Origin of the sequence: Pseudoalteromonas sp. NSLLW24 (assembly GCF_015864725.1) — a bacterium.
GTDB classification, from domain to species: domain Bacteria; phylum Pseudomonadota; class Gammaproteobacteria; order Enterobacterales; family Alteromonadaceae; genus Pseudoalteromonas; species Pseudoalteromonas arctica.
This window is the reverse complement of record NZ_JADYWQ010000008.1, coordinates 72,463-91,912: the sequence shown is the minus strand read 5'-3', so window position 1 is coordinate 91,912 and position 19,450 is coordinate 72,463. Positions and strand designations below refer to the sequence as shown.

Below are 19,450 nucleotides of genomic sequence, written 5' to 3'. Positions count from 1 at the left end.
TTGTTACAAAACCAAACCCATAATCGCTCCATATTCCTTGTTGTACTTTTAATTAGTCTTTAAACTCATTGAGTTAATTTAAATATGGACTAAAAAATGAAACTCACAAAAATTGCACTTGCTGTTTTACTTGCATCAGGGTTGGCTGCATGTAATAGCTCAACTCAAGCTGTTGATAAAAATATTGTTACAGAAACATCAATTCCTGGCGTTACACTTATTGAATCAGTGAAATCTAATGCAGGTGAAATCAATATACCGTATAAAAAATATAAACTAGATAACGGTTTAACTGTAATTGTGCATGAGGATCATTCAGATCCCTTAGTACACGTTGATGTAACATACCACGTTGGTTCTGCTCGCGAAGAGTTGGGTAAGTCAGGCTTTGCTCACTTTTTTGAGCATATGATGTTTCAAGGTTCAGAGAATGTTGCTGATGAGGAACATTTTAAAATAATATCTGAAGCAGGCGGTACTTTAAATGGTACAACTAACTCAGATAGAACAAATTATTTTGAAACAGTACCTGTAAATCAATTAGAAAAAATGTTGTGGCTAGAAGCTGATCGAATGGGCTTTTTACTCGATGCTGTAACCCAAGAAAAATTTGAAGTACAACGCGAAACAGTAAAAAATGAGCGCGGCCAACGTGTTGATAATCGCCCTTATGGTCGTTTAGGTGAACGTGTTGCTCAAGCGATGTATCCAGATGGTCATCCATATTCATGGCCAGTAATTGGTTTTATGGACGATCTTAATCGCGTAAATGTAAATGATTTAAAAGCATTCTTTTTAAAGTGGTATGGTCCTAATAATGCAACGCTTACTATTGGTGGCAATATCAACGCTAATGAAATACTGCCATTAGTTACTAAATACTTTGCACCAATTCCAAAAGGCCCTGAAATCCCTACAGTAGAAAAAACAGCGGTAACACTCAATGCTGATAGATATATTTCAATGGAAGATAAGGTACATTTACCTTTATTAAGTATGAGTTTCCCAACGACTTACGCTCGCTCTGAAGATGAAGCACCTCTTGATATACTTGCTGAAATATTAGGTGGTGGTAATAATTCACTACTATACAAAAATTTAGTTAAAACTCAACTTGCTGTTCAAGCAAGTGCAAATCATCCATGCCAAGAGTTAGCGTGTTCAATTAGTCTTTATGCTTTACCAAATCCTACAGCAGGGAAAACGTTAGCTGATATGGAAAAAATCATTCGTGATTCATTTGTTGAATTTGAAGAGCGTGGCGTTACACAAGATGATTTAGATAAAGTAAAAGCTAAAATAGAATCGGGTGCAATTTTTGGTCTGCAAAGCGTATCAGGAAAAGTCTCTCAACTAGCCGCGTCAGAAACGTTTACAGGTAACCCAAATTCAGCTAAAGATGAGATTGCACGTTATAACAAAGTTACAAAAGCTGATGTTATGCGTGTTTTTAATCAATATATCAAAGGTAAATCTGCCGTTATTATGAGTGTTGTTCCAGAAGGGCAAACTCAACTTATAGCTGCTCCAGACAACTTTACGCCTAAATCGCATGATTTTGGAGGTCCATCTACAACTTCAGCTGATGATTTAGTGGCACGAAGAGCTGTTGATACATTTGATCGAAGTGCTCATCCAGAGGCCGGCGCAAATCCTGCTGTTGATGTTCCTACTCTTTGGCAAACTAAGACCGAAAACGGTATTAAAATATTAGGTACTCAAAGTACAGAAACGCCAACTACCGCTATTTTCATTAAAGTTCCGGGTGGCCTGTACAGTGAGCAAGCTAGTAAAGTGGGTTTATCATCAATAACTGCATCGTTAATGAGCGAGTCAACGCAAAACTACACTACAGAGCAGATGAGTAACGCGCTTGAAAAACTAGGTAGCCAGGTAAGTATCTACTCAGATAAAACACATACAAATGTGTATGTTTCTAGCTTAACCAAAAATGTAGATGCAACGCTAAAGCTTGTCGAAGAAAAGTTATTTAAACCAGCATTTAATGCAGATGACTTTGAGCGTAATAAAAAGCAAATCATTCAAAATATTCAACATTCAATGAAGGATGCTGGGTATTTAGCATCTAATACATATAGTAAATTACTATATGGCAACAATATAGCTGCACTTCCAAGTACTGGAACGCTTAATAGTATAGAGGCTATTACACTTGCTGACGTTAAAGCTTTTTATAACGCAAACTTTAAACCGCAGGGCGCTCAAGTCATTATTGTTTCTGATTTAAAAGAGTCAACAATTGAACCAAAAGTTAAAGCTACACTTACAAATTGGAAAGGTAAATCGAGCTTAGTAGCGGTTGATTTCAGTGAACCTAAAGTAGAAACTAATGTAATTTATTTGGTTGATAAACCAGACGCTCCTCAATCAGAAATTCGTATAGGTAAACGCGATATGGTTGAAGATATTACAGGTGAGTTCTTTAAAGCTAACTTGATGAACTTTGCACTGGGTGGCACGTTTAACAGCCGTATCAATCTAAATTTACGAGAAGATAAAGGCTATACTTACGGTGCTCGCTCTCGTTTCTGGGGTGATAAAACATCAGGTGGCTTTACCGCTTCTGCAGCGGTGAGAGCCGACTCTACTGCAGCATCTATTACAGAGTTTACTAATGAGCTTAATAACTATGCTCAAAACGGTGTCACTGACGAAGAGCTTATGTTTATGCGTAAGGCTATCAATCAAAAAGATGCGCTTAAATACGAAACGCCTAATGCAAAACTTGGCTTTTTAGCACAAATATTAGAGTTCGATTTAAAACCTAGCTTTGTAAAAGAAAGAAATGAGATTGTTAGCAATATCAGCAAAGAAGAAGTTAACGCCTTAGCTAAAAAACACTTAAATACTAAAGACATGATTTATTTAGTAGTGGGTGATGCTAAAACACTTCGTCCAGAGCTCGAAAAATTAGGTATGAAGGTTGTTGACTACAGTCTTTAATTTTTAAATAAATCATTGAAATTATAAAGCAGCTTTTTTAGCTGCTTTTTTTTTGCCTAATTGTAGAGTGTTGAATTTTTTGTGAAAAATAGATTACAAGGAGCAACTACAGCATCTTTCTTTAGATATAAAATATAATTTTGTAGTTTAAACCTTCAAATAACACCCCATTCCTAGCTCTTTTATTCAGTACTTATAAAGATTCGATTTGGTAGCATAAATTTAAACATCCAACTTTATTAGGAGGATTTATGGCAAGTGGATGGGCACGAGACGGTGCAATTCAAGATCAAATTGATGCGAGTGTTAATGACGCCGTACAGTATGCAAGAAGCAATTTAATATCTGGCGCAAGTGCAGAGTTATGTGATGAGTGCGATGAGAGAATCCCACAAGCACGAAGGCTCGCGTTACCAGGAGTGCGCTACTGTGTTGCATGCCAAGCTGCAATAGAAGGTAATGATGCTAGCGCTAAATCGTTTAATAGACGTGGCAGTAAAGATAGTCAGTTGCGTTAAAAAGGTGCTGAAAAGCACCTTTTTATTTAATACCAATCTAAATAAGTATTTGAAAATTTATAAAATTAAATCCCTCCATAGTTATACCAACCAGCATAATTCTTTGATCAATTTAACGAATTAAATTGCACTATAACGTCGTTAAAAAATTTTTATTTAGAACAACTAGATACAAAAATTTTTGCCTAGTCCTAGCGTAATTTTCTTAACGTTAAATAGACCCCATATATAAGCAGATTGGCATTAAGCAAATTGTTATAACTTGAACTAGTTGTTAAGTAATTTAAAATTTACTCATGTCATCTTTTTTCTGAATAAGTTCTATTGAATAACCATCAGGGTCTTTTACAAAAGCAATTTCAGTAGTACCGCCTTTTACTGGTCCAGGTTCACGACTAACATTACCACCGGCTGCCTTAATATCAGCACAGGCTTTGTAAATATTCTCAAATTCGATGGCTATATGGCCATAAGCATTACCCAGGTCGTAGCTATCCTCATCCCAGTTATATGTCAATTCTAGGACTGTCGTGTCCTTCTCATCTCCATACCCAATAAAAGCCAATGTATATCGATACTCGTCATTGTCTGCGCGTCGTAACTCTTTCATACCTAATACTTCAGTATAAAAAGCAATTGATTTGTCTAAATCCGCAACACGCAGCATAGTATGTAATAAACGCATTATTCAGTTCCTTTAGTGATTTTTTCAAAATTCAGTATATTTTTAACTAAGCGCTATTATTAAGCGCATTTTGTAGTTTTTATATGTATTAGCCATATATGTAGGCGTTACGTACAAATCACAACCTCAAAACCATTTAGAGTTGGAAGCTGTTCACGTATGGCCTTTATAATTTTACCAATAACATCAACTGTAAATTACCAATTAATGAACCATTTTATTGAATTTTGCATATTTAAATAAAGAACACTCAATTATTGGTCAACCTATTAGTATAAAAAAAGTTACTGATTGTTCAACAAAAGTTAACCTGTTCTTGATTGGATTTGTTATATCTAACTATTTGTTTTTAATTAACATTAAATTTGTTTGTATGTAATTTGTAAAAATATGGGATTTACTTGGTTAACTTATTGGTTGACAAAAAAGGCGTATGGTAATACAGTTTTTGCATACCAATTGGTAAGTTGCTTGGTTTGAGTGAATACAATGTATTGGTAATTAATCAGAGTTACGTTTTGCACAGGTTAATTTATAAATAACTCAAGCTTAAAGTTACTCTACAAATTGAAACAAAGACACAGCGTATTTTAAAGTAGATTTTACTTGTTCTTATAAAAGTATGCGCCACATATTTAGGAGTTATTCATGTCAAAACCAGTCATCGGTTTCATCGGCTTAGGCTTAATGGGCGGCAACATGGCCGAAAATTTACAAAACAAAGGCTATGAGCTAATTGTTATGGACCTTAGCAAAGATGCGGTTGCAGCATGTGTCGCTAGAGGCGCAAAAACAGCAAGCACTGCTAAAGAGCTAGCTGAAGGTTCAGATATTGTTATGTTTTGTCTTACAACTTCTGCCGTTGTAGAAAAAATCATTTATGCAGAAGACGGTATCCTAGCGGGTATTAAAGAAGGTTCAGTACTAGTTGATTTTGGTACTTCTATTCCATCATCTACTAAAAAAATTGGTGCTGATTTAGCAGCTAAAGGCGCAGGCATGATTGATGCTCCTCTTGGTCGTACACCAGCACATGCTAAAGACGGCCTTTTAAACATCATGGCTGCAGGCGATATTGATACATTCAATAAAGTTAAACCAGTACTAGAAGATCAAGGTGAAAACGTTTTCCATCTTGGCGAGCTAGGTGCAGGTCATACAACTAAGCTTATCAACAACTTCATGGGCATGACTACAGTGTGTGCTATGTCACAAGCATTTGCAGTTGCAGAGCTTGCTGGTGTTGACCGTCAACAACTTTTTGACATCATGTCGACTGGTCCATCTAATTCACCGTTTATGCAATTTTGTAAAAACTATGCAGTTGATAATGTTAGCGACCTTGGTTTCTCGATTGCTAATGCAAACAAAGATTTAGGCTACTTCCTACAAATGGTAGAAGACCTAGGTACTGAATCAAAAATCGCTGAAGGTTCATCAGCTAACCTACAAGCAGCGTTTGACGCTGGTATGGGTCAAGGTAACGTTCCTGAAATTTTTGATTACTTCAAAAAGCTAGAAAAGTAATACTTCTCGACCTTATTGAGCGCTTTAAGCTTTTGGCTTAAGGCGCTTTAACACACATGACACCAATTGACTAAAGTCTTTGTGCAATGTCAGCTTTTTTAAATTCTGATGAAGCACTACTTTCAGTCACAACGAAAAAGAGTTAACTATGCGTTTGATTAACACAATAAAGCTTAGTCTAGTTCTCATCGGTTGCATATCCACACAAATAGCGGCCAAAGATTATTTTGTAGAAAGTAAACAAGCTTTTAATGATATCGCAGCTAATCTAGTTGCTGGCGACAAAGTAGTACTTAAAAATGGTACTTGGTCTGACTTCGAAATCCTACTTGAAGGCCAAGGTACAAAAAACTCTCCTATTTTATTGACCGCTGAAACTAACGGTAAAGTAATTTTATCGGGTCAATCGAACCTAAGACTTGCAGGTAAATACCTTGAAGCTTCAGGTTTAGTATTTAAAGACGGCTACACACCGAGCTCAGCTGTAATAGAGTTTCGTAAAAATAAAAATGAATTAGCCTACAATTCACGAGTTACTCAAACAGTAATCGATAATTACAGTAATCCAGACAAACGAGAGTCTGATTATTGGGTTGCATTATATGGACAACATAACCGCTTTGATCATAGTCATTTAGTTGGCAAACGAAATAAAGGTGTGACAGTTGCTGTTCGTTTAAACACTCAAGCAAGTCAGGAAAACTATCACCGCATAGACAACAACTATTTTGGCTACCGTCCAACTTTTGGTTCGAACGGTGGTGAAACCCTACGTATTGGCACCAGCCATTACTCATTAACTGATTCGCATACATTGGTAGAAAATAACTATTTTGAACGCACCAATGGTGAAGTAGAAATTGTGTCGGTTAAGTCAGGTAAAAACATCCTTCGTAATAACGTATTTTATGAAGCGCGCGGTACATTAACGCTGCGCCATGGTAACGGTAACCTTATAGAAGAAAATATTTTTATTGGTAATGGTGTTGACCACACAGGTGGTATTCGCGTTATCAATAAAGACCAAATTGTAAGAAATAACTACCTACAAGGTCTAACAGGGTATCGTTTTGGCAGTGGTTTTACTGTGATGAACGGCGTACCAAATTCATCTATAAATCGTTATCACCAAGTTGAAAATGCGACAATTGAAAACAACACATTTATAAATGTGCGTCATATTCAACTTGCCGCTGGTAGCGATGCTGAGCGTAGCGCTGCACCTAAAGATAGCGTAATGAAAAACAACTTAATCATAAATCAAGATGGTGAACAGCCATTTACAACATTTGATGATGTAAGCGGGCTGGTACTAAGTAACAACATTGCTGATACAAAAGTACTTTCTGAGCTAACGTACGGTGTAAAAAAAGAAAAAATCACGCTTAAAAAAGCAAGTAATGGTCTACTTTACCCAACATCTAAAAGTTTAAATGTAGGTGCAAAGCGCGATTTAAAAGTACTTAAAAAAGAAGATACCGGTGTTAGCTGGTATGCAAAAGTACCTGCTTTAGTTGATTTTGATTCTGGTAAGACACATTCTGTTAAAGCTGATGTAAGTGCATTACTAGACGCTATTGATAATGCAGAGTCGGGTGATGTTCTAGAACTAGCGCCTGGCCAGTATGATGTTTCTAAACTGGTTAAAATTGATAAAACGTTGACAATTAAAGCGAAGCAGAGCACAAAGTCTAAACTTACTTTTCAACGCTCTACCTTGTTTGAAATACATGATGGCGGCAGCTTAAAACTAGATGGTTTATCAATTTCAGGTGAAAACGCGCCAGATGCAATAGGTAACAGCATTGTTCGTACGCAAAAATGGGGTATGGTTGATAATTACCGCTTTGTAATGACCAACTCAGAGTTAAATGCTTTAGATATTAATCATTCATTCCATTTCTTTATCACTGGTAAAGGTGCAATGGCTGACGAAATTATTATTACAGGTAATACCTTTAATACAGTAACAGGTGACATTTTACGTCTAAATACTGAAATTGAAGACTTAGGTGTTTATAACGCGGAATACGTTATTGTAAATAATAATACATTTAATGATGTGCAAGGTGGTGTACTTAAGCTTTACCGTGGTGGTACTGATGAAAGTACATTTGGCCCTCATTTTGAAATGACAAATAACACGCTTAATAACGTCGGCCTTGGTAAGCGTAACAAAGAGCAAGCGAGCATTTATGTTCACGGTGTTCAGGTTACTAATATCAAAGATAATAAATTTGTTAAATCTGCTCCTATTGTTGTAGAGCACACAGTAGGCGAGCCTAAAACTGAAATCTCAGGTAATACATTTGATGTAACTAAAGCACCAAGTGTTAAAGAACTAAGAGTTAAAGGCCCACATACAGCAGTATTAAAAAATAACAACATTTTAAATAAGGCAGGGTAAATACTATGTACTTATTAAAATGCCAAACAGGTTTTAAAATAGCGGCTGTAGCAGCACTTACATTACTTACATCATTGGGTGCGCATGCAGCGCACCCAAACTTAGTAATTACTACTGATGACGTAAGTCATATGCGTCAAGCAATAGGCAGCGAAGGTAAATTTTCTACTGCGTTTGAGCTATTAAAAGCGCAAGTAGACGAACAAATAGCTCAACCAATTGCGGTACCTGTACCAAAAGATGGTGGTGGTGGTTATACACATGAACGCCACAAAAAAAATTATCAGCTTATGTATAACGCAGGCATCATTTATCAACTAAGCCAAGATGAGAAATATGCAAATTACGTGCGTGATATGTTGCTTGAGTATGCAAAATTATACCCAACGCTTGGTCTGCATCCAAAACGTAAAATGGACTCGCAAAATCCAGGTAAGTTTTTTTGGCAAAGCCTAAATGAAGCAATGTGGCTTGTGTACACAATACAAGCTTATGATCTAATTCATGACTCGTTAAATGCCGATAACATTAAAACAATCGAGGATGACTTACTACGTCCTGTTTCGTTGTTCACATCAGTAGGCCAACCCTCTACATTTAATAAAGTACATAACCATGGAACATGGGCAACAGCGGGTGTTGGCATGGCAGGGTATGTATTAGGTGAACCTGAGTGGGTAGAAAAATCATTATACGATTTAGAAAAGTCGGGTAAAGGTGGCTTTATTAAGCAGCTAGAAATGCTGTTTTCACCACAAGGTTACTATAACGAAGGTCCTTACTATCAACGCTTTGCACTATTACCCTTTGTAACGTTTGCTAAAGCGATTGAAAACAACGAACCACAACGAAAAATCTTTGAATATCGTGATGGCATATTATTAAAAGCGATTGATACGACGATTCAACTTAGCTACAACGGTTTGTTTTTTCCAATTAACGATGCAATAAAAAGTAAAGGTATCGATACTATTGAGTTAGTTAATGGTGTAACTGCAGCGTATGGATTAACCAACGATACGGGTTATTTAGATATTGCTAAGCAACAAGACCAAATAATTCTCTCTGGTGATGGACTAAAAGTAGCTCAAGCACTTGATAACAACATGGCAAAACCTTATTCGTTTAAATCTGTTGCCTTCGGCGATGGTAATGACGGTAAACAAGGTGCTTTAGTTGTAATGAGAACGCAGGTAGGTGGCGATCAAGCTCTACTATTTAAACCTGCTGCACAAGGCTTAGGTCACGGTCATTTTGATAAACTAACATGGCAATTTTACGACCACGGTAATGAAATTGTATCTGATTATGGCGCAGCACGTTTTTTAAATGTAGAAGCTAAATACGGCGGTCGTTATTTACCTGAAAACGAAACTTACGCTAAACACACTGTTGCGCACAATACGGTAGTGGTTGACGAAACAACGCATTTTAATGCAAATGTTGAAGTAGGAAATAGTAATTACCCTACACTTAACTTTTTCGAAACGAATGAATACGGCACGGTTTCAAGCGGCGAAATAAGCACAGCTTATAAAGGCGTTGATCTTGAACGTACGCTTGCACTTATTAACTTACCTGAACTACAAAGCACAGTTGCACTTGATATATTTGATGTTGCTGCAAATAAAGCGCATCAGCTTGATTTGCCTTTGCATTATAAAGGTCAGCTTATAGATACCAGCTTTGAGCTAAAAGCGAATGCAACACAACTGTCTGCATTAGGTACTAAAAATGGCTACCAGCATCTATGGCTTAAAGCTCAAGCGCAACCTCAAAGTGGTTTAGCTAAAGTAACGTGGTTAAACGAAAATGGTCGCTTTTATACTCAAACGAGTTTGGTTAAAGGTGATGAGTCTTTTTTGTTTACTCAAATAGGCGCAAACGACCCTGATTTTAACTTACGCAACGAAAACGGTTTTATTCGTCGTGTTGAGGGTCAAAAGCATCATAAATTTATATCTGTATTAGAGCCTCACGGTGAATACAATCCAAGTAAAGAATATACGTTAGAAGCTGTTAGTAGAGTTACAAAGCTTGAATATAGTCAGCAGGGCGATTTAACACTTGTTGAACTTGATATTAAAGGCAAGTCATATTTAGTGGCTATTAATAAAGCACCAACTTCAGCTAAAAATACATTCAATTATCAAAATAAAGAGTTCACTTTAAATGGCCGATTAGGCGTTTATATGATGAACAATAATCAGGAGTAAATAGGATGCAAAAGCAAAGCGCAAACTTTTCATTTGGCAACGAGACCGAAATTGAAGATTTAGGAAATGGTCTAAAACGTCAAATGCTAGGTTATAACGAAGAGCTAATGGCTGTTAAAATTTGGTTTGAGAAAGGGGCTATTGGTTATAACCATGCTCACAGACATTCTCAAGTAACGTATGTTGTTGAAGGTGAGTTCCACTTTAACATTGATGGCGTAACTAAAATCTTAAAACCGGGTGATAGCTGCTTAATCCCACCATTTGCTGATCATGGAGCTACCTGCCCAACAGGCGGAATCCTGATTGATACTTTTAGCCCAGCGCGTGAAGACTTTCTTGAGGATTAATTATGCAACTTAAAGGCTTACGTTGGTGGGTTATAGCGCTAATTGCGCTAGCTACCATTATTAACTATATCGACCGTCAAGCACTTAGTGTGCTTTGGCCGGACATTGTTGAAGATTTATTTCCTGATGAATCAGCGCTAGAACGCAAACAAATATACGCTAATATTTCAATTGTGTTTGTATTTGCTTATGCATTTGGTCAAGCCATATTTGGTAAAATATTTGACTGGGTAGGCACACGCTTCGGTTTTGTTTTATCGATAGGTGTTTGGTCTATTGCAACCGTTGCACATGCATTTGCACAAGGTGTACTTAGCCTTAGTATTTTTCGCGCAATCTTAGGTGTAGCAGAAGCCGGTAACTGGCCGGGCGCAGCTAAAGGTAATGCTGAATGGTTTCCTACTAAAGAGCGCGCCTTAGCACAGGGTATTTTTAACTCTGGCGCTGCTATTGGCGGTATTATTGCTATTCCTTTAATTGCTTATTTAACTATCTACTTTAGCTGGCAAATGGTGTTTGTTTTTGTGGGCGTATTAGGTTTTCTTTGGTTAGTGCCTTGGTTAATTTTGGTTAAAGCGCCGCCTAGCTCTCATCCTTGGCTTACTGCCGAAGAGCGTGAATATATCTTAACAGGTCAAAGACGTGTTGATGATAATGGCGATGTAACAGGTGAAGACGAAGAAGAATATAACCCTTCAACTGCTGAGTTACTTTCTCGTAAGCAAAGCTGGGGTGTAATTATTGCCTCTGCTGCGATTGACCCTATTTGGTGGTTATTTGTTTTTTGGATACCTATTTACCTAAACGAAGTATACGGCATGGATGTTAAGTCTATTGGTATATATGGTTGGGTACCTTATGTTGGCGCTATGTTTGGTGCTTGGTTTGGTGGCTTATTAGCTCAAAACCGACTCAAAGCCGGTTGGAATACAGATAAAACACGTAAGCTAACTATAACGCTGGGCTGTTTAATTATGTTACCTGCGTTACTTGCAATGGCAAATCCAGGCGGACCAACGACAGCGGTACTAATTATGGCTGTTATATTATTTGGTTTTCAAACTGCAATTGGTAACGTGCAAACACTACCAAGTGATTTGTTAGGCAAAAAAGCTGTAGGTACATTATCAGGTTTCTCTGGTATGGCGGCAAAACTTGGTGCTGTAGGCCTTACATCGCTTGTGCCTATTCTTACTGCTGATGGTAATTATACGCCAGCATTTGTTATTGGTGCTTCTTTAGCCATTATAGCAATGGCAGCTGTTTGGATTTTAATTCCAAAAATAGAACCTCTTAAAAAGCCTCAATAATCTAGATAATAACTGCTATGCCAACATGTTTTGTATAAACGCATAGCAGTTAACTACATAGGGTAACTTCCAAGATGAAAAATATTTACTTTATCGGTGAATGCATGGTCGAGCTTAGAGCTATGAGCGCAGCCACACTACACCAATCATTTGCAGGCGATGTTTATAATTCTGCAGTGTATTTAAAACGTTGCTTCCCGCAGGTTACTACTTCGGTTGTTACGGCTTTAGGTCAAGATAATTTAAGTAAAAAAATGCTAGAACGCTTTGAAAGTGAACAAATAAATACACAACTCGTATTTGCTCACGATACCAAAGTACCTGGCATGTATTACATAGAAACCGATGAGCATGGTGAGCGTAGCTTTATTTATTGGCGTAATGATTCTGCAGCTAAAAAGGTTGTTGATTTTTTAGATGCTGATGCACTCGAGCAGCTTAGCCAAGGTGATATGTTTTTCTTTTCAGGAATTTCATTAGCAATAATTGAAGAAAGTGCACGTGAGCATTTTTGGAAAGTTGTAAAGCAGCTCAAAGATGCTGGGGTTAAAATAGTTTTTGATCCTAACTACAGAGCGCGTTTGTGGAATAGTGTAGAGGAAACTAAAGAGCAATATCATTTAGCCTTTACGCTTGCAGATATTACCCTACCTGGCGTTGAAGATTTAACAACACTTTATGACGTTCATAGCGTAGAAGCGGTTGTTGAATATTTAAAACCTTACCAAATTGAAGAAATTGTTGTTAAAAATGGCCCTGAATCGGTAGTGACAAAAGAGGGCAATACTCTTCAAAGCCACACGATAATACCGGTAACAAATGTTGTAGATACGACATCAGCAGGCGATGCTTTTAACGGTGTTTATTTAGGTGCTCGTTTATCTGATAAACCAATTTCGAGTGCTGTACAACTTGCTGCAAAAGCAGCAGGTGCGGTTATACAACAGCCAGGCGCTATTGCTCCAAAAGATATATTTCAGCTAGCAATGGTTGAAGCTGGCATCTGATACCAATTTTATTAAAAAAATGATCACCTTAGCGTATTAAATAACTCACTAACTACGTTAAAAATTATTTATATAGAACAACTATGTATCATGATTTTAGCCTTGTTATTGAGCTATTTTCTTGTCGCTATAATAGCTCATTAATTTAATGCAATTGGTATAACAAAATAATTAACCTGAACTCTGGTTAAGAGATTTACTAACATATTGAATCATGGTGATATTTAAAATTATTTTCTCTAGCTAGAGATTTTCAGTGAAAACAAGGCGAATTTACGCGTCAATAGCGGGCCTATTGCAAGTAAATTCAACGCAGTTAGCGCTGAAAATAGCTGCTTGAGATAGATTTATTATCTAGAGTTTAGGTTAATCAAACATTAAAGGCCGCCATACCTCGGCCGCATTACTTTTTATAAAGGAACAACGTTATGACTCGCTTTTCTGAACTTATGTCAGGACAAACACTGCTACCTATAATTCAAGCTGATACGCCAGAGCAAGGTGTTCAAATAGCGAAAGCTATGGCTAATGCTGGCCTTACTCTAGTTGAAGTAGTGCTAAGAACAGAGGCTTCTTTAGAAGCATTAAAAGCTATTAAGGCACAAGTGCCAGAGCTAAAAGTCGGTGCGGGTACAGTTATAAATACTGACATTTTAGAGCAAGCACTTGAAGCGGGTTCTGACTTTATTGTAACGCCAGCGGTTTCTCCTGCGCTACTTACTGCTCTTGCTAAATGTAATGTGCCGGTACTTCCTGGTGTATCAAACACAGGTGATATTTTAATGGCACTTGAATATGGCTTTGAAGAGCAAAAATTATTCCCGGCTTCGCTTGCCGGAGGAGCACCTTTTGTATCAGCTGTGTCGTCAGTATTTAGAGCAGTCAGCTTTTGCCCTACAGGCGGCGTTAGCGAAAGTAACAAAATGGACTATCTTTCTTTAAATAATGTATTCGCCGTTGGCGGTACTTGGGTAGCGAAAAAAGAGTGGGTTGAACAAGAAAATTGGCAAGCAATTACTGATTCTTGTATCCAGGCTTTAAAATAGAAAGGATTTCATAAATGAATTATTTAGCCCCAACAATACTGCCAGGCGTAATCGTTGGCGATGAAGTAAGTGCTGTGTATGAACATGCGCGTACTAATCAATATGCGTTGCCAGCGGTAAATGTTGTTAGTACAACATCTATAAATGCAACGCTAGAAGCTGCTAAAAAGAAAAACTCGCCCGTTATTATTCAGCTTTCTAATGGTGGAGCTCAATTTTTTTGTGGTAAAAGCTTATCTTTACCAGAGCAACAATCAGCAGTGCTTGGGGCGGTAAGTGCTGCAAGATATGTACATTCAGTGGCAGCACATTATGAAGTAGCAGTGATGCTTCATACTGATCACGCAGCTAAAAAGCTACTACCTTGGATTGATGGTTTGCTTGATGAAGGTGAAAGACACTTTGAACTGACTGGCAAACCACTGTTTAGCTCGCATATGATTGATTTGTCAGAAGAGCCTTTAGAAGAAAATATCGAAATTTGTGAACGTTACTTAACGCGTATGGCAAAAATAGGTATGACGCTTGAAATTGAGCTTGGCTGCACGGGCGGCGAAGAAGACGGTGTTGATAACTCACACCTAGACAGCTCTTCTTTATACACTCAGCCTGAAGATGTTGCATTTGCTTACGAACGTTTAAGTCGTATTAGCCCTAATTTTATAATTGCAGCGTCTTTTGGCAATGTTCACGGTGTATATAAGCCGGGTAACGTTGTTCTTACACCAACTATTTTAAAAGATTCACAAGCTTACGTATCAGAAAAATTTAATCTACCAAGCAACTCAATTAACTTTGTATTTCATGGTGGTAGTGGTTCTGAGTACGATAAAATTGCAGAGTCTTTAACCTATGGTGTAGTTAAAATGAATATTGATACCGATACGCAGTGGGCGTGTTGGACAGGTATTTTAGACTACTACAAAGGTAACCAAGCATACCTACAAGAGCAAATTGGTAACCCTGATGGGGATGATAAGCCAAACAAAAAATATTATGACCCTCGCGTATGGTTGCGTCATTCAGAGCAAAGTATGGTTGCAAGACTAGAGCAATGCTTTGACGATCTAAATTGTGTAAATAGGTATAGCGCATGAAAAGACTAAATACAGTATTAAAAGAAGACGGTGTAGATACCGATCTTATTTTACTTATTCGCACAATTTTAGCGACCAGTAAAGAAATTGCTTTTCGAGTAAGCCAAGGTGAATTAGCCGGTGTTTTAGGTTCAACATTGAATGAAAATATCCAAGGTGAAGTTCAAAAAAAGCTAGATGTAATCGCAAACCAACTACTTAAAGACATCCTACTTGACGACAGCAGCGTTCGATCAGTTGCATCAGAGGAAGAAGATCATGCGGTAGGTGGCCATCCTGAAGGTAAGTTTATTGTTGCTTTTGACCCACTAGATGGCTCTTCTAATATTGATGTTAATGGGCAAATAGGCACTATATTTACTATTTACTTAGCCCGTGATGATGTTGCCTTCGACAGCGACGAGCAATTTAGTCAGCCTGGTGTAAATCAAGTATGTGCAGGCTATGTGTTATACGGCCCTTCATCATTACTTGTAATGAGTACTGGCGGTCCAACGCGTTGTTATACATTAGACTCAACGCATGGCGGTTATCTACTGACAAATAAGCAGTTAAGTGTGCCAGAGCAGAGTCGTGAATTTGCCGTTAATATGGCTAACTACCGTTATTGGGACGAACCGACACAAGTGTATTTTGATAAATTGCTTTACACCTGTGAAAGCTTTGAAAAAAGCTCAATGCGTTGGAATGCAGCGATGGTAGGCGACGTTCATCGTATATTATGCCGAGGCGGGTTATTTTTGTATCCGCAAGATAAACGCAGTGGTAACGATAACGGAAAAATAAGACTGCTTTATGAAGCAAACCCGTTAGCGCTTTTAGTTGAAAACGCAGGTGGTAAAGCAACCTCTAGAGGAACGCGTATTTTAGATATTGCGCCAACTAGCTTGCATCAACGTGTGCCTGTTGCTTTGGGCTCAAATGAGCCTGTAGAGTTTTATAATAACGCTATTTTATAAACCAGTACTTAATAAAAAAGGGGCAAGAAAATAGCCCCTTTTTTACCCTTATTTTTCATTCTCTCTGTAAATAATCCTTTTTATACAAACTCACTTCATTTCTTAATTTTCTTATAGTCTTCAAATAAGAATACTTCATATATATTAAATAAATCTGATTTACTTAACCCCATGTAAAACCAATTTTTTACTCTAAGGTTATGTATTTTCGCAGTAATTGTGCATGATTGAATTCAATTTTTGACCTGCGATAACAGTGCAGGGTTAACTTTATGTTTATTTGTTGTTATTTAATTGGGTGGATGTAGTGGAAAAAGTTATTTTATTATGGTTATATTACCAAGTTGGTTAACAATTTATTTGCAATTTAAATGAATTTGGTAATAAACGCATGATTTATTTGGTAACACACACAATAGATAACCAAATATTAAAACCATAAATTTGGAGAATAGAGCCACCATGAAATTAAAACATTTTGCGCTATGCGCTATTGCAGCTGCAATAGTTGGTTGTGACACAAACTCAAACAACAATGACAACAACTTGGGCTCTATTGCTCTTAGTGGAACTGTTACAAGCGGACAAACATTAACAGCTGAAGTTAGTGACCCTGATGGTATCTCAGGTGACGTGACTTACTATTGGTATGCAGATGGTGAGGCAATTACAGGTGCAAATAGCGCTTCGTTTACACTGACTGACGATCAGATAGGGTTACCAATTACAGTTCAAGGGCTTTATACCGATGATGGCGGTATCAATGAATCGCATATTACAGATCCAACCGCAGATGTTGCCGCAATCGCATTCCCTGCAAGTTTAACTATTACGGGCGACGCTCTAGTTGGTTCGCAACTAACAGCCAATGTAGCTGACGAAAATGGCTTTGATCGCGATACAGTAACTTATAAATGGTTTGCTGATGACGTAGAGATTGCAGATGAAGCACTTTCAACGCTTACGTTAACAGACGCACAGTTTGGTACAGTTATAACAGTTAGTGCATCTTTTGAAGATAGCCGTGGGTTTAACGAGTCTGTGACTTCAACGGGTACAGAGGTTGTAGCACGAACAAACTCAGAAGGCGAAGTTACAATTAGTGGCACGCCAACCGTTGGTAATATATTAACAGCAGAAGTTGCTGATACCGACGGGGCAACAGGAGATATTACTTACCAATGGCTTGCTGACGCACAAGAGATAGATGGCTCAATACAAAGCACCTTTACAGTTGATGCATCACTTTTAGGTCAAAAGATAAGTGTTCAAGTTGCTTACACAGATGATAATGGATTTATCGAGGATAATACATCAGAGGAAACAATTGCTGTTTCTGCTGTTGCGGTTGACGAAGCCGGTAGCGTCGCCATTATGGGCGTAGCGCCTTATTTGACAAGTGGCGAGTTAACAGCAGAGATAACTGATAACAACGGTGTTGAAGAGGCAAACGTTACTTATACTTGGTCTGCTGATGGCGTTGAAGTAGCCGACAGTAATAGTAAAACATTTACACCTTCTGCTTACGCTGGCTCAATAATGTCGGTAAAAGCTACGTATACAGATAACGATGGTTTTGCGAGTGAGGTTACAAACTCACTTGATACATTAGTTTACACACAATTAGTTAGTAACCCTGAAGCACTCCTTGGTGCTTTAAGCGGCGGTTTAGCTGATGGTGATGTTATTGGCTTAAACACCGGTGTTTATGCTGATATGGACGCAGTTTTATTAACCAGTGCAGTAACGCTTCGCGCTGTAGAAGGTCAAACTCCTGTACTTAGCGGTGAAGTATGTGTGCATGTAGCTGCTGGAGTAGATGGCGCTGGATTAACAGGGCTTACCTTTAAGAATATAGATACTAAAGCGGGTGCATTTTGTGAAACCGAAGAAGGTGCTGTTATTTACTCAGAAGGGGATAACTTTACTTTTTCGCAAAACACGATGGATGGAGAAGAAGCTACACTCAATAACTCTGAATACCATTGGCTGATGATAAAAGGTCAAAGCGCGTTGGTTGAGCGAAATACATTCTCTAATCGAAATGTAGCAGAAAAAGGGTCTGTGATAAAAATATCATCATCAAGCTCTGATCACGTTATTCAATATAATTTATTTAGCGACAGTGATAATCCAAACTTTGGTCAATCAAGTTTATATTTAATCAATGCAGGTAGCACAACGGGTAGCGGTGCAGCTGATAATGCAAACTTTACTATTCAGTATAACCGCGTAGAAAACTTTGTAACGGGTCGTCGTTTAATGCGTGTACAAACTTCTGGTGCAACCATCAAAGGCAATACAATCGTAAATCCTAATGGTGGTATTTCACTAGAAGATGGTGGCTTCAACAGTGTTACAGATAACGTTATTATTCGAACTACCGATATTGCAAGCTCTGATGATCGCCCAGCGGGTATATTAATTACACCACTTGGTCACACCGTAAGTAACAACTACATTGCAGGTATTCGTTCTGGTAATAAAGAAGCGGGCGGTATTGTATTTACAGCTAACCCATTTTCGCAAGATGATGGTGGTGTACCAAAGTCAGGTAATCAGGCAGTGCTTGATAGTGCCGGCGACTTTACACTAAATGTAACAAACAATACGGTTTTGAACTCGCAGCAACCTATTGTATTTAGTACAGAAATAGGCTCTAAAGCACCAACAAGTGATTGTGATGAGTTAACCGCAGCGAATGCGCCGGTGCTATACGGCCTAACCAAAAATGCGTTTGTTATCAACTTTAATGGAAATTTAATTGCAAACGGTTTAGGCGATCAAACAGACGAAGATACAATAAACAGCAGTGCTACAACTCAAGGCCTATTTTATCCAAATACACTTGATAGTGACCATGCTTTTGAATATGACTGTGACTTAATTAATCATGATAGCTCGCTGCTAAGTAACAACTTTGGTTATATGGATAGTCGAGTATCAGGCGATGCAAGCGGTGACTGGGTTGAAATTAGAAAACTAAATGGTAATGGCGCATTCGATACTGATGGTGCAATTGACCAAGACCCAGCAACTAACGGTAAAGAAGTGCTTGAGTACGTTACAGCAGCAAGTACGTTATTAGAAACTGACCCTGCAGGCCTTCAGGCAGAGGCAGGTGCTAAAGGTCTTCATTATATTCAATCATCTGAAGTAGGTGTTGGATCTACATGGAAAATACAAAACGATTAAGTAACCAATTAATCAGTTAACTTTTAAAAGCCCCAAATTTGGGGCTTTTTTATTATTTATTAATAATCACCACACTTTTCTCAACCTACATTACCCATTTATAAACTAGTTTAGAGCGGTTTATATTCTAGTAAAAAACCTGCCTGACCTACTGGTAATGCCACTAAGT

13 protein-coding genes are annotated in these 19,450 nt (G+C 37.9%); 12 read left to right on the top strand and 1 reads right to left on the bottom strand.

Annotated elements, in window-relative coordinates:
• Positions 1-96 precede the first annotated feature (96 nt).
• Positions 97-2,964 carry a M16 family metallopeptidase gene (locus I6E72_RS10220; RefSeq protein ID WP_197112231.1) on the top strand — a complete coding sequence of 956 codons (2,868 nt, stop codon included), beginning with the start codon at positions 97-99 and terminating at the stop codon, positions 2,962-2,964.
• Between the two features lie 251 nt (positions 2,965-3,215).
• Positions 3,216-3,482 carry a DksA/TraR family C4-type zinc finger protein gene (locus I6E72_RS10215; RefSeq protein ID WP_197112229.1) on the top strand — a complete coding sequence of 89 codons (267 nt, stop codon included), beginning with the start codon at positions 3,216-3,218 and terminating at the stop codon, positions 3,480-3,482.
• Positions 3,483-3,765: 283 nt separating this feature from the next.
• Here the strand turns inward: I6E72_RS10215 and gloA are convergent, their stop codons facing one another.
• Positions 3,766-4,167, bottom strand: coding sequence for a lactoylglutathione lyase (gloA, locus tag I6E72_RS10210; RefSeq protein ID WP_197112227.1), 402 nt, complete (start codon positions 4,165-4,167; stop codon positions 3,766-3,768).
• 648 nt (positions 4,168-4,815) lie between these two features.
• Between gloA and I6E72_RS10205 the strand changes: the two genes are divergently transcribed.
• From I6E72_RS10205 to I6E72_RS10160, 10 genes are all read left to right on the top strand, one after another.
• Positions 4,816-5,694 (top strand): NAD(P)-dependent oxidoreductase, encoded by an 879-nt coding sequence (locus I6E72_RS10205; protein ID WP_197112225.1) that lies wholly within the window; start codon positions 4,816-4,818, stop codon positions 5,692-5,694.
• A gap of 148 nt (positions 5,695-5,842) precedes the next feature.
• The gene (locus I6E72_RS10200) at positions 5,843-8,101 is read left to right on the top strand and encodes a polysaccharide lyase 6 family protein (protein ID WP_165721419.1); all 2,259 of its coding nucleotides are present in this window, start codon (positions 5,843-5,845) and stop codon (positions 8,099-8,101) included.
• 5 nt (positions 8,102-8,106) lie between these two features.
• Complete coding sequence (locus tag I6E72_RS10195) at positions 8,107-10,317, top strand: heparinase II/III domain-containing protein (protein WP_197112223.1); 2,211 nt, start codon at positions 8,107-8,109, stop codon at positions 10,315-10,317.
• Between the two features lie 5 nt (positions 10,318-10,322).
• Positions 10,323-10,667, top strand: a complete 345-nt coding sequence (locus I6E72_RS10190) for a cupin domain-containing protein (protein WP_002962963.1) — start codon at positions 10,323-10,325, stop codon at positions 10,665-10,667.
• Positions 10,668-10,669: 2 nt separating this feature from the next.
• Entirely contained in the window at positions 10,670-11,977 is a 1,308-nt protein-coding gene (locus tag I6E72_RS10185; protein ID WP_007585328.1) for an MFS transporter, read from the top strand.
• A gap of 74 nt (positions 11,978-12,051) precedes the next feature.
• On the top strand, positions 12,052-12,984 hold the full coding sequence (locus tag I6E72_RS10180; protein ID WP_169044996.1) for a sugar kinase: 933 nt from the start codon (positions 12,052-12,054) through the stop codon (positions 12,982-12,984).
• Positions 12,985-13,412: 428 nt separating this feature from the next.
• The gene (gene eda / locus I6E72_RS10175) at positions 13,413-14,030 is read left to right on the top strand and encodes a bifunctional 4-hydroxy-2-oxoglutarate aldolase/2-dehydro-3-deoxy-phosphogluconate aldolase (RefSeq protein WP_197112221.1); all 618 of its coding nucleotides are present in this window, start codon (positions 13,413-13,415) and stop codon (positions 14,028-14,030) included.
• 14 nt (positions 14,031-14,044) lie between these two features.
• On the top strand, positions 14,045-15,127 hold the full coding sequence (fbaA, locus tag I6E72_RS10170) for a class II fructose-bisphosphate aldolase (RefSeq protein ID WP_024591529.1): 1,083 nt from the start codon (positions 14,045-14,047) through the stop codon (positions 15,125-15,127).
• Entirely contained in the window at positions 15,124-16,086 is a 963-nt protein-coding gene (locus I6E72_RS10165) for a class 1 fructose-bisphosphatase (RefSeq protein WP_010555334.1), read from the top strand. Before fbaA ends, I6E72_RS10165 begins: the two co-directional genes overlap by 4 nt.
• A 462-nt stretch (positions 16,087-16,548) precedes the next feature.
• On the top strand, positions 16,549-19,281 hold the full coding sequence (locus I6E72_RS10160) for a poly(beta-D-mannuronate) lyase (RefSeq protein ID WP_197112219.1): 2,733 nt from the start codon (positions 16,549-16,551) through the stop codon (positions 19,279-19,281).
• Positions 19,282-19,450 lie beyond the last annotated feature (169 nt).

Excerpts from the sequence above, each read along its gene's own strand:
- I6E72_RS10220 (WP_197112231.1), top strand. The coding sequence starts at position 97 with ATGAAACTCACAAAAATTGCACTTGCTGTTTTACTTGCATCAGGGTTG.
- I6E72_RS10215 (WP_197112229.1), top strand. The coding sequence starts at position 3,216 with ATGGCAAGTGGATGGGCACGAGACGGTGCAATTCAAGATCAAATTGAT.
- gloA (WP_197112227.1), bottom strand. The coding sequence starts at position 4,167 with ATGCGTTTATTACATACTATGCTGCGTGTTGCGGATTTAGACAAATCA.
- I6E72_RS10205 (WP_197112225.1), top strand. The coding sequence starts at position 4,816 with ATGTCAAAACCAGTCATCGGTTTCATCGGCTTAGGCTTAATGGGCGGC.
- I6E72_RS10200 (WP_165721419.1), top strand. The coding sequence starts at position 5,843 with ATGCGTTTGATTAACACAATAAAGCTTAGTCTAGTTCTCATCGGTTGC.
- I6E72_RS10195 (WP_197112223.1), top strand. The coding sequence starts at position 8,107 with ATGTACTTATTAAAATGCCAAACAGGTTTTAAAATAGCGGCTGTAGCA.
- I6E72_RS10190 (WP_002962963.1), top strand. The coding sequence starts at position 10,323 with ATGCAAAAGCAAAGCGCAAACTTTTCATTTGGCAACGAGACCGAAATT.
- I6E72_RS10185 (WP_007585328.1), top strand. The coding sequence starts at position 10,670 with ATGCAACTTAAAGGCTTACGTTGGTGGGTTATAGCGCTAATTGCGCTA.
- I6E72_RS10180 (WP_169044996.1), top strand. The coding sequence starts at position 12,052 with ATGAAAAATATTTACTTTATCGGTGAATGCATGGTCGAGCTTAGAGCT.
- eda (WP_197112221.1), top strand. The coding sequence starts at position 13,413 with ATGACTCGCTTTTCTGAACTTATGTCAGGACAAACACTGCTACCTATA.
- fbaA (WP_024591529.1), top strand. The coding sequence starts at position 14,045 with ATGAATTATTTAGCCCCAACAATACTGCCAGGCGTAATCGTTGGCGAT.
- I6E72_RS10165 (WP_010555334.1), top strand. The coding sequence starts at position 15,124 with ATGAAAAGACTAAATACAGTATTAAAAGAAGACGGTGTAGATACCGAT.
- I6E72_RS10160 (WP_197112219.1), top strand. The coding sequence starts at position 16,549 with ATGAAATTAAAACATTTTGCGCTATGCGCTATTGCAGCTGCAATAGTT.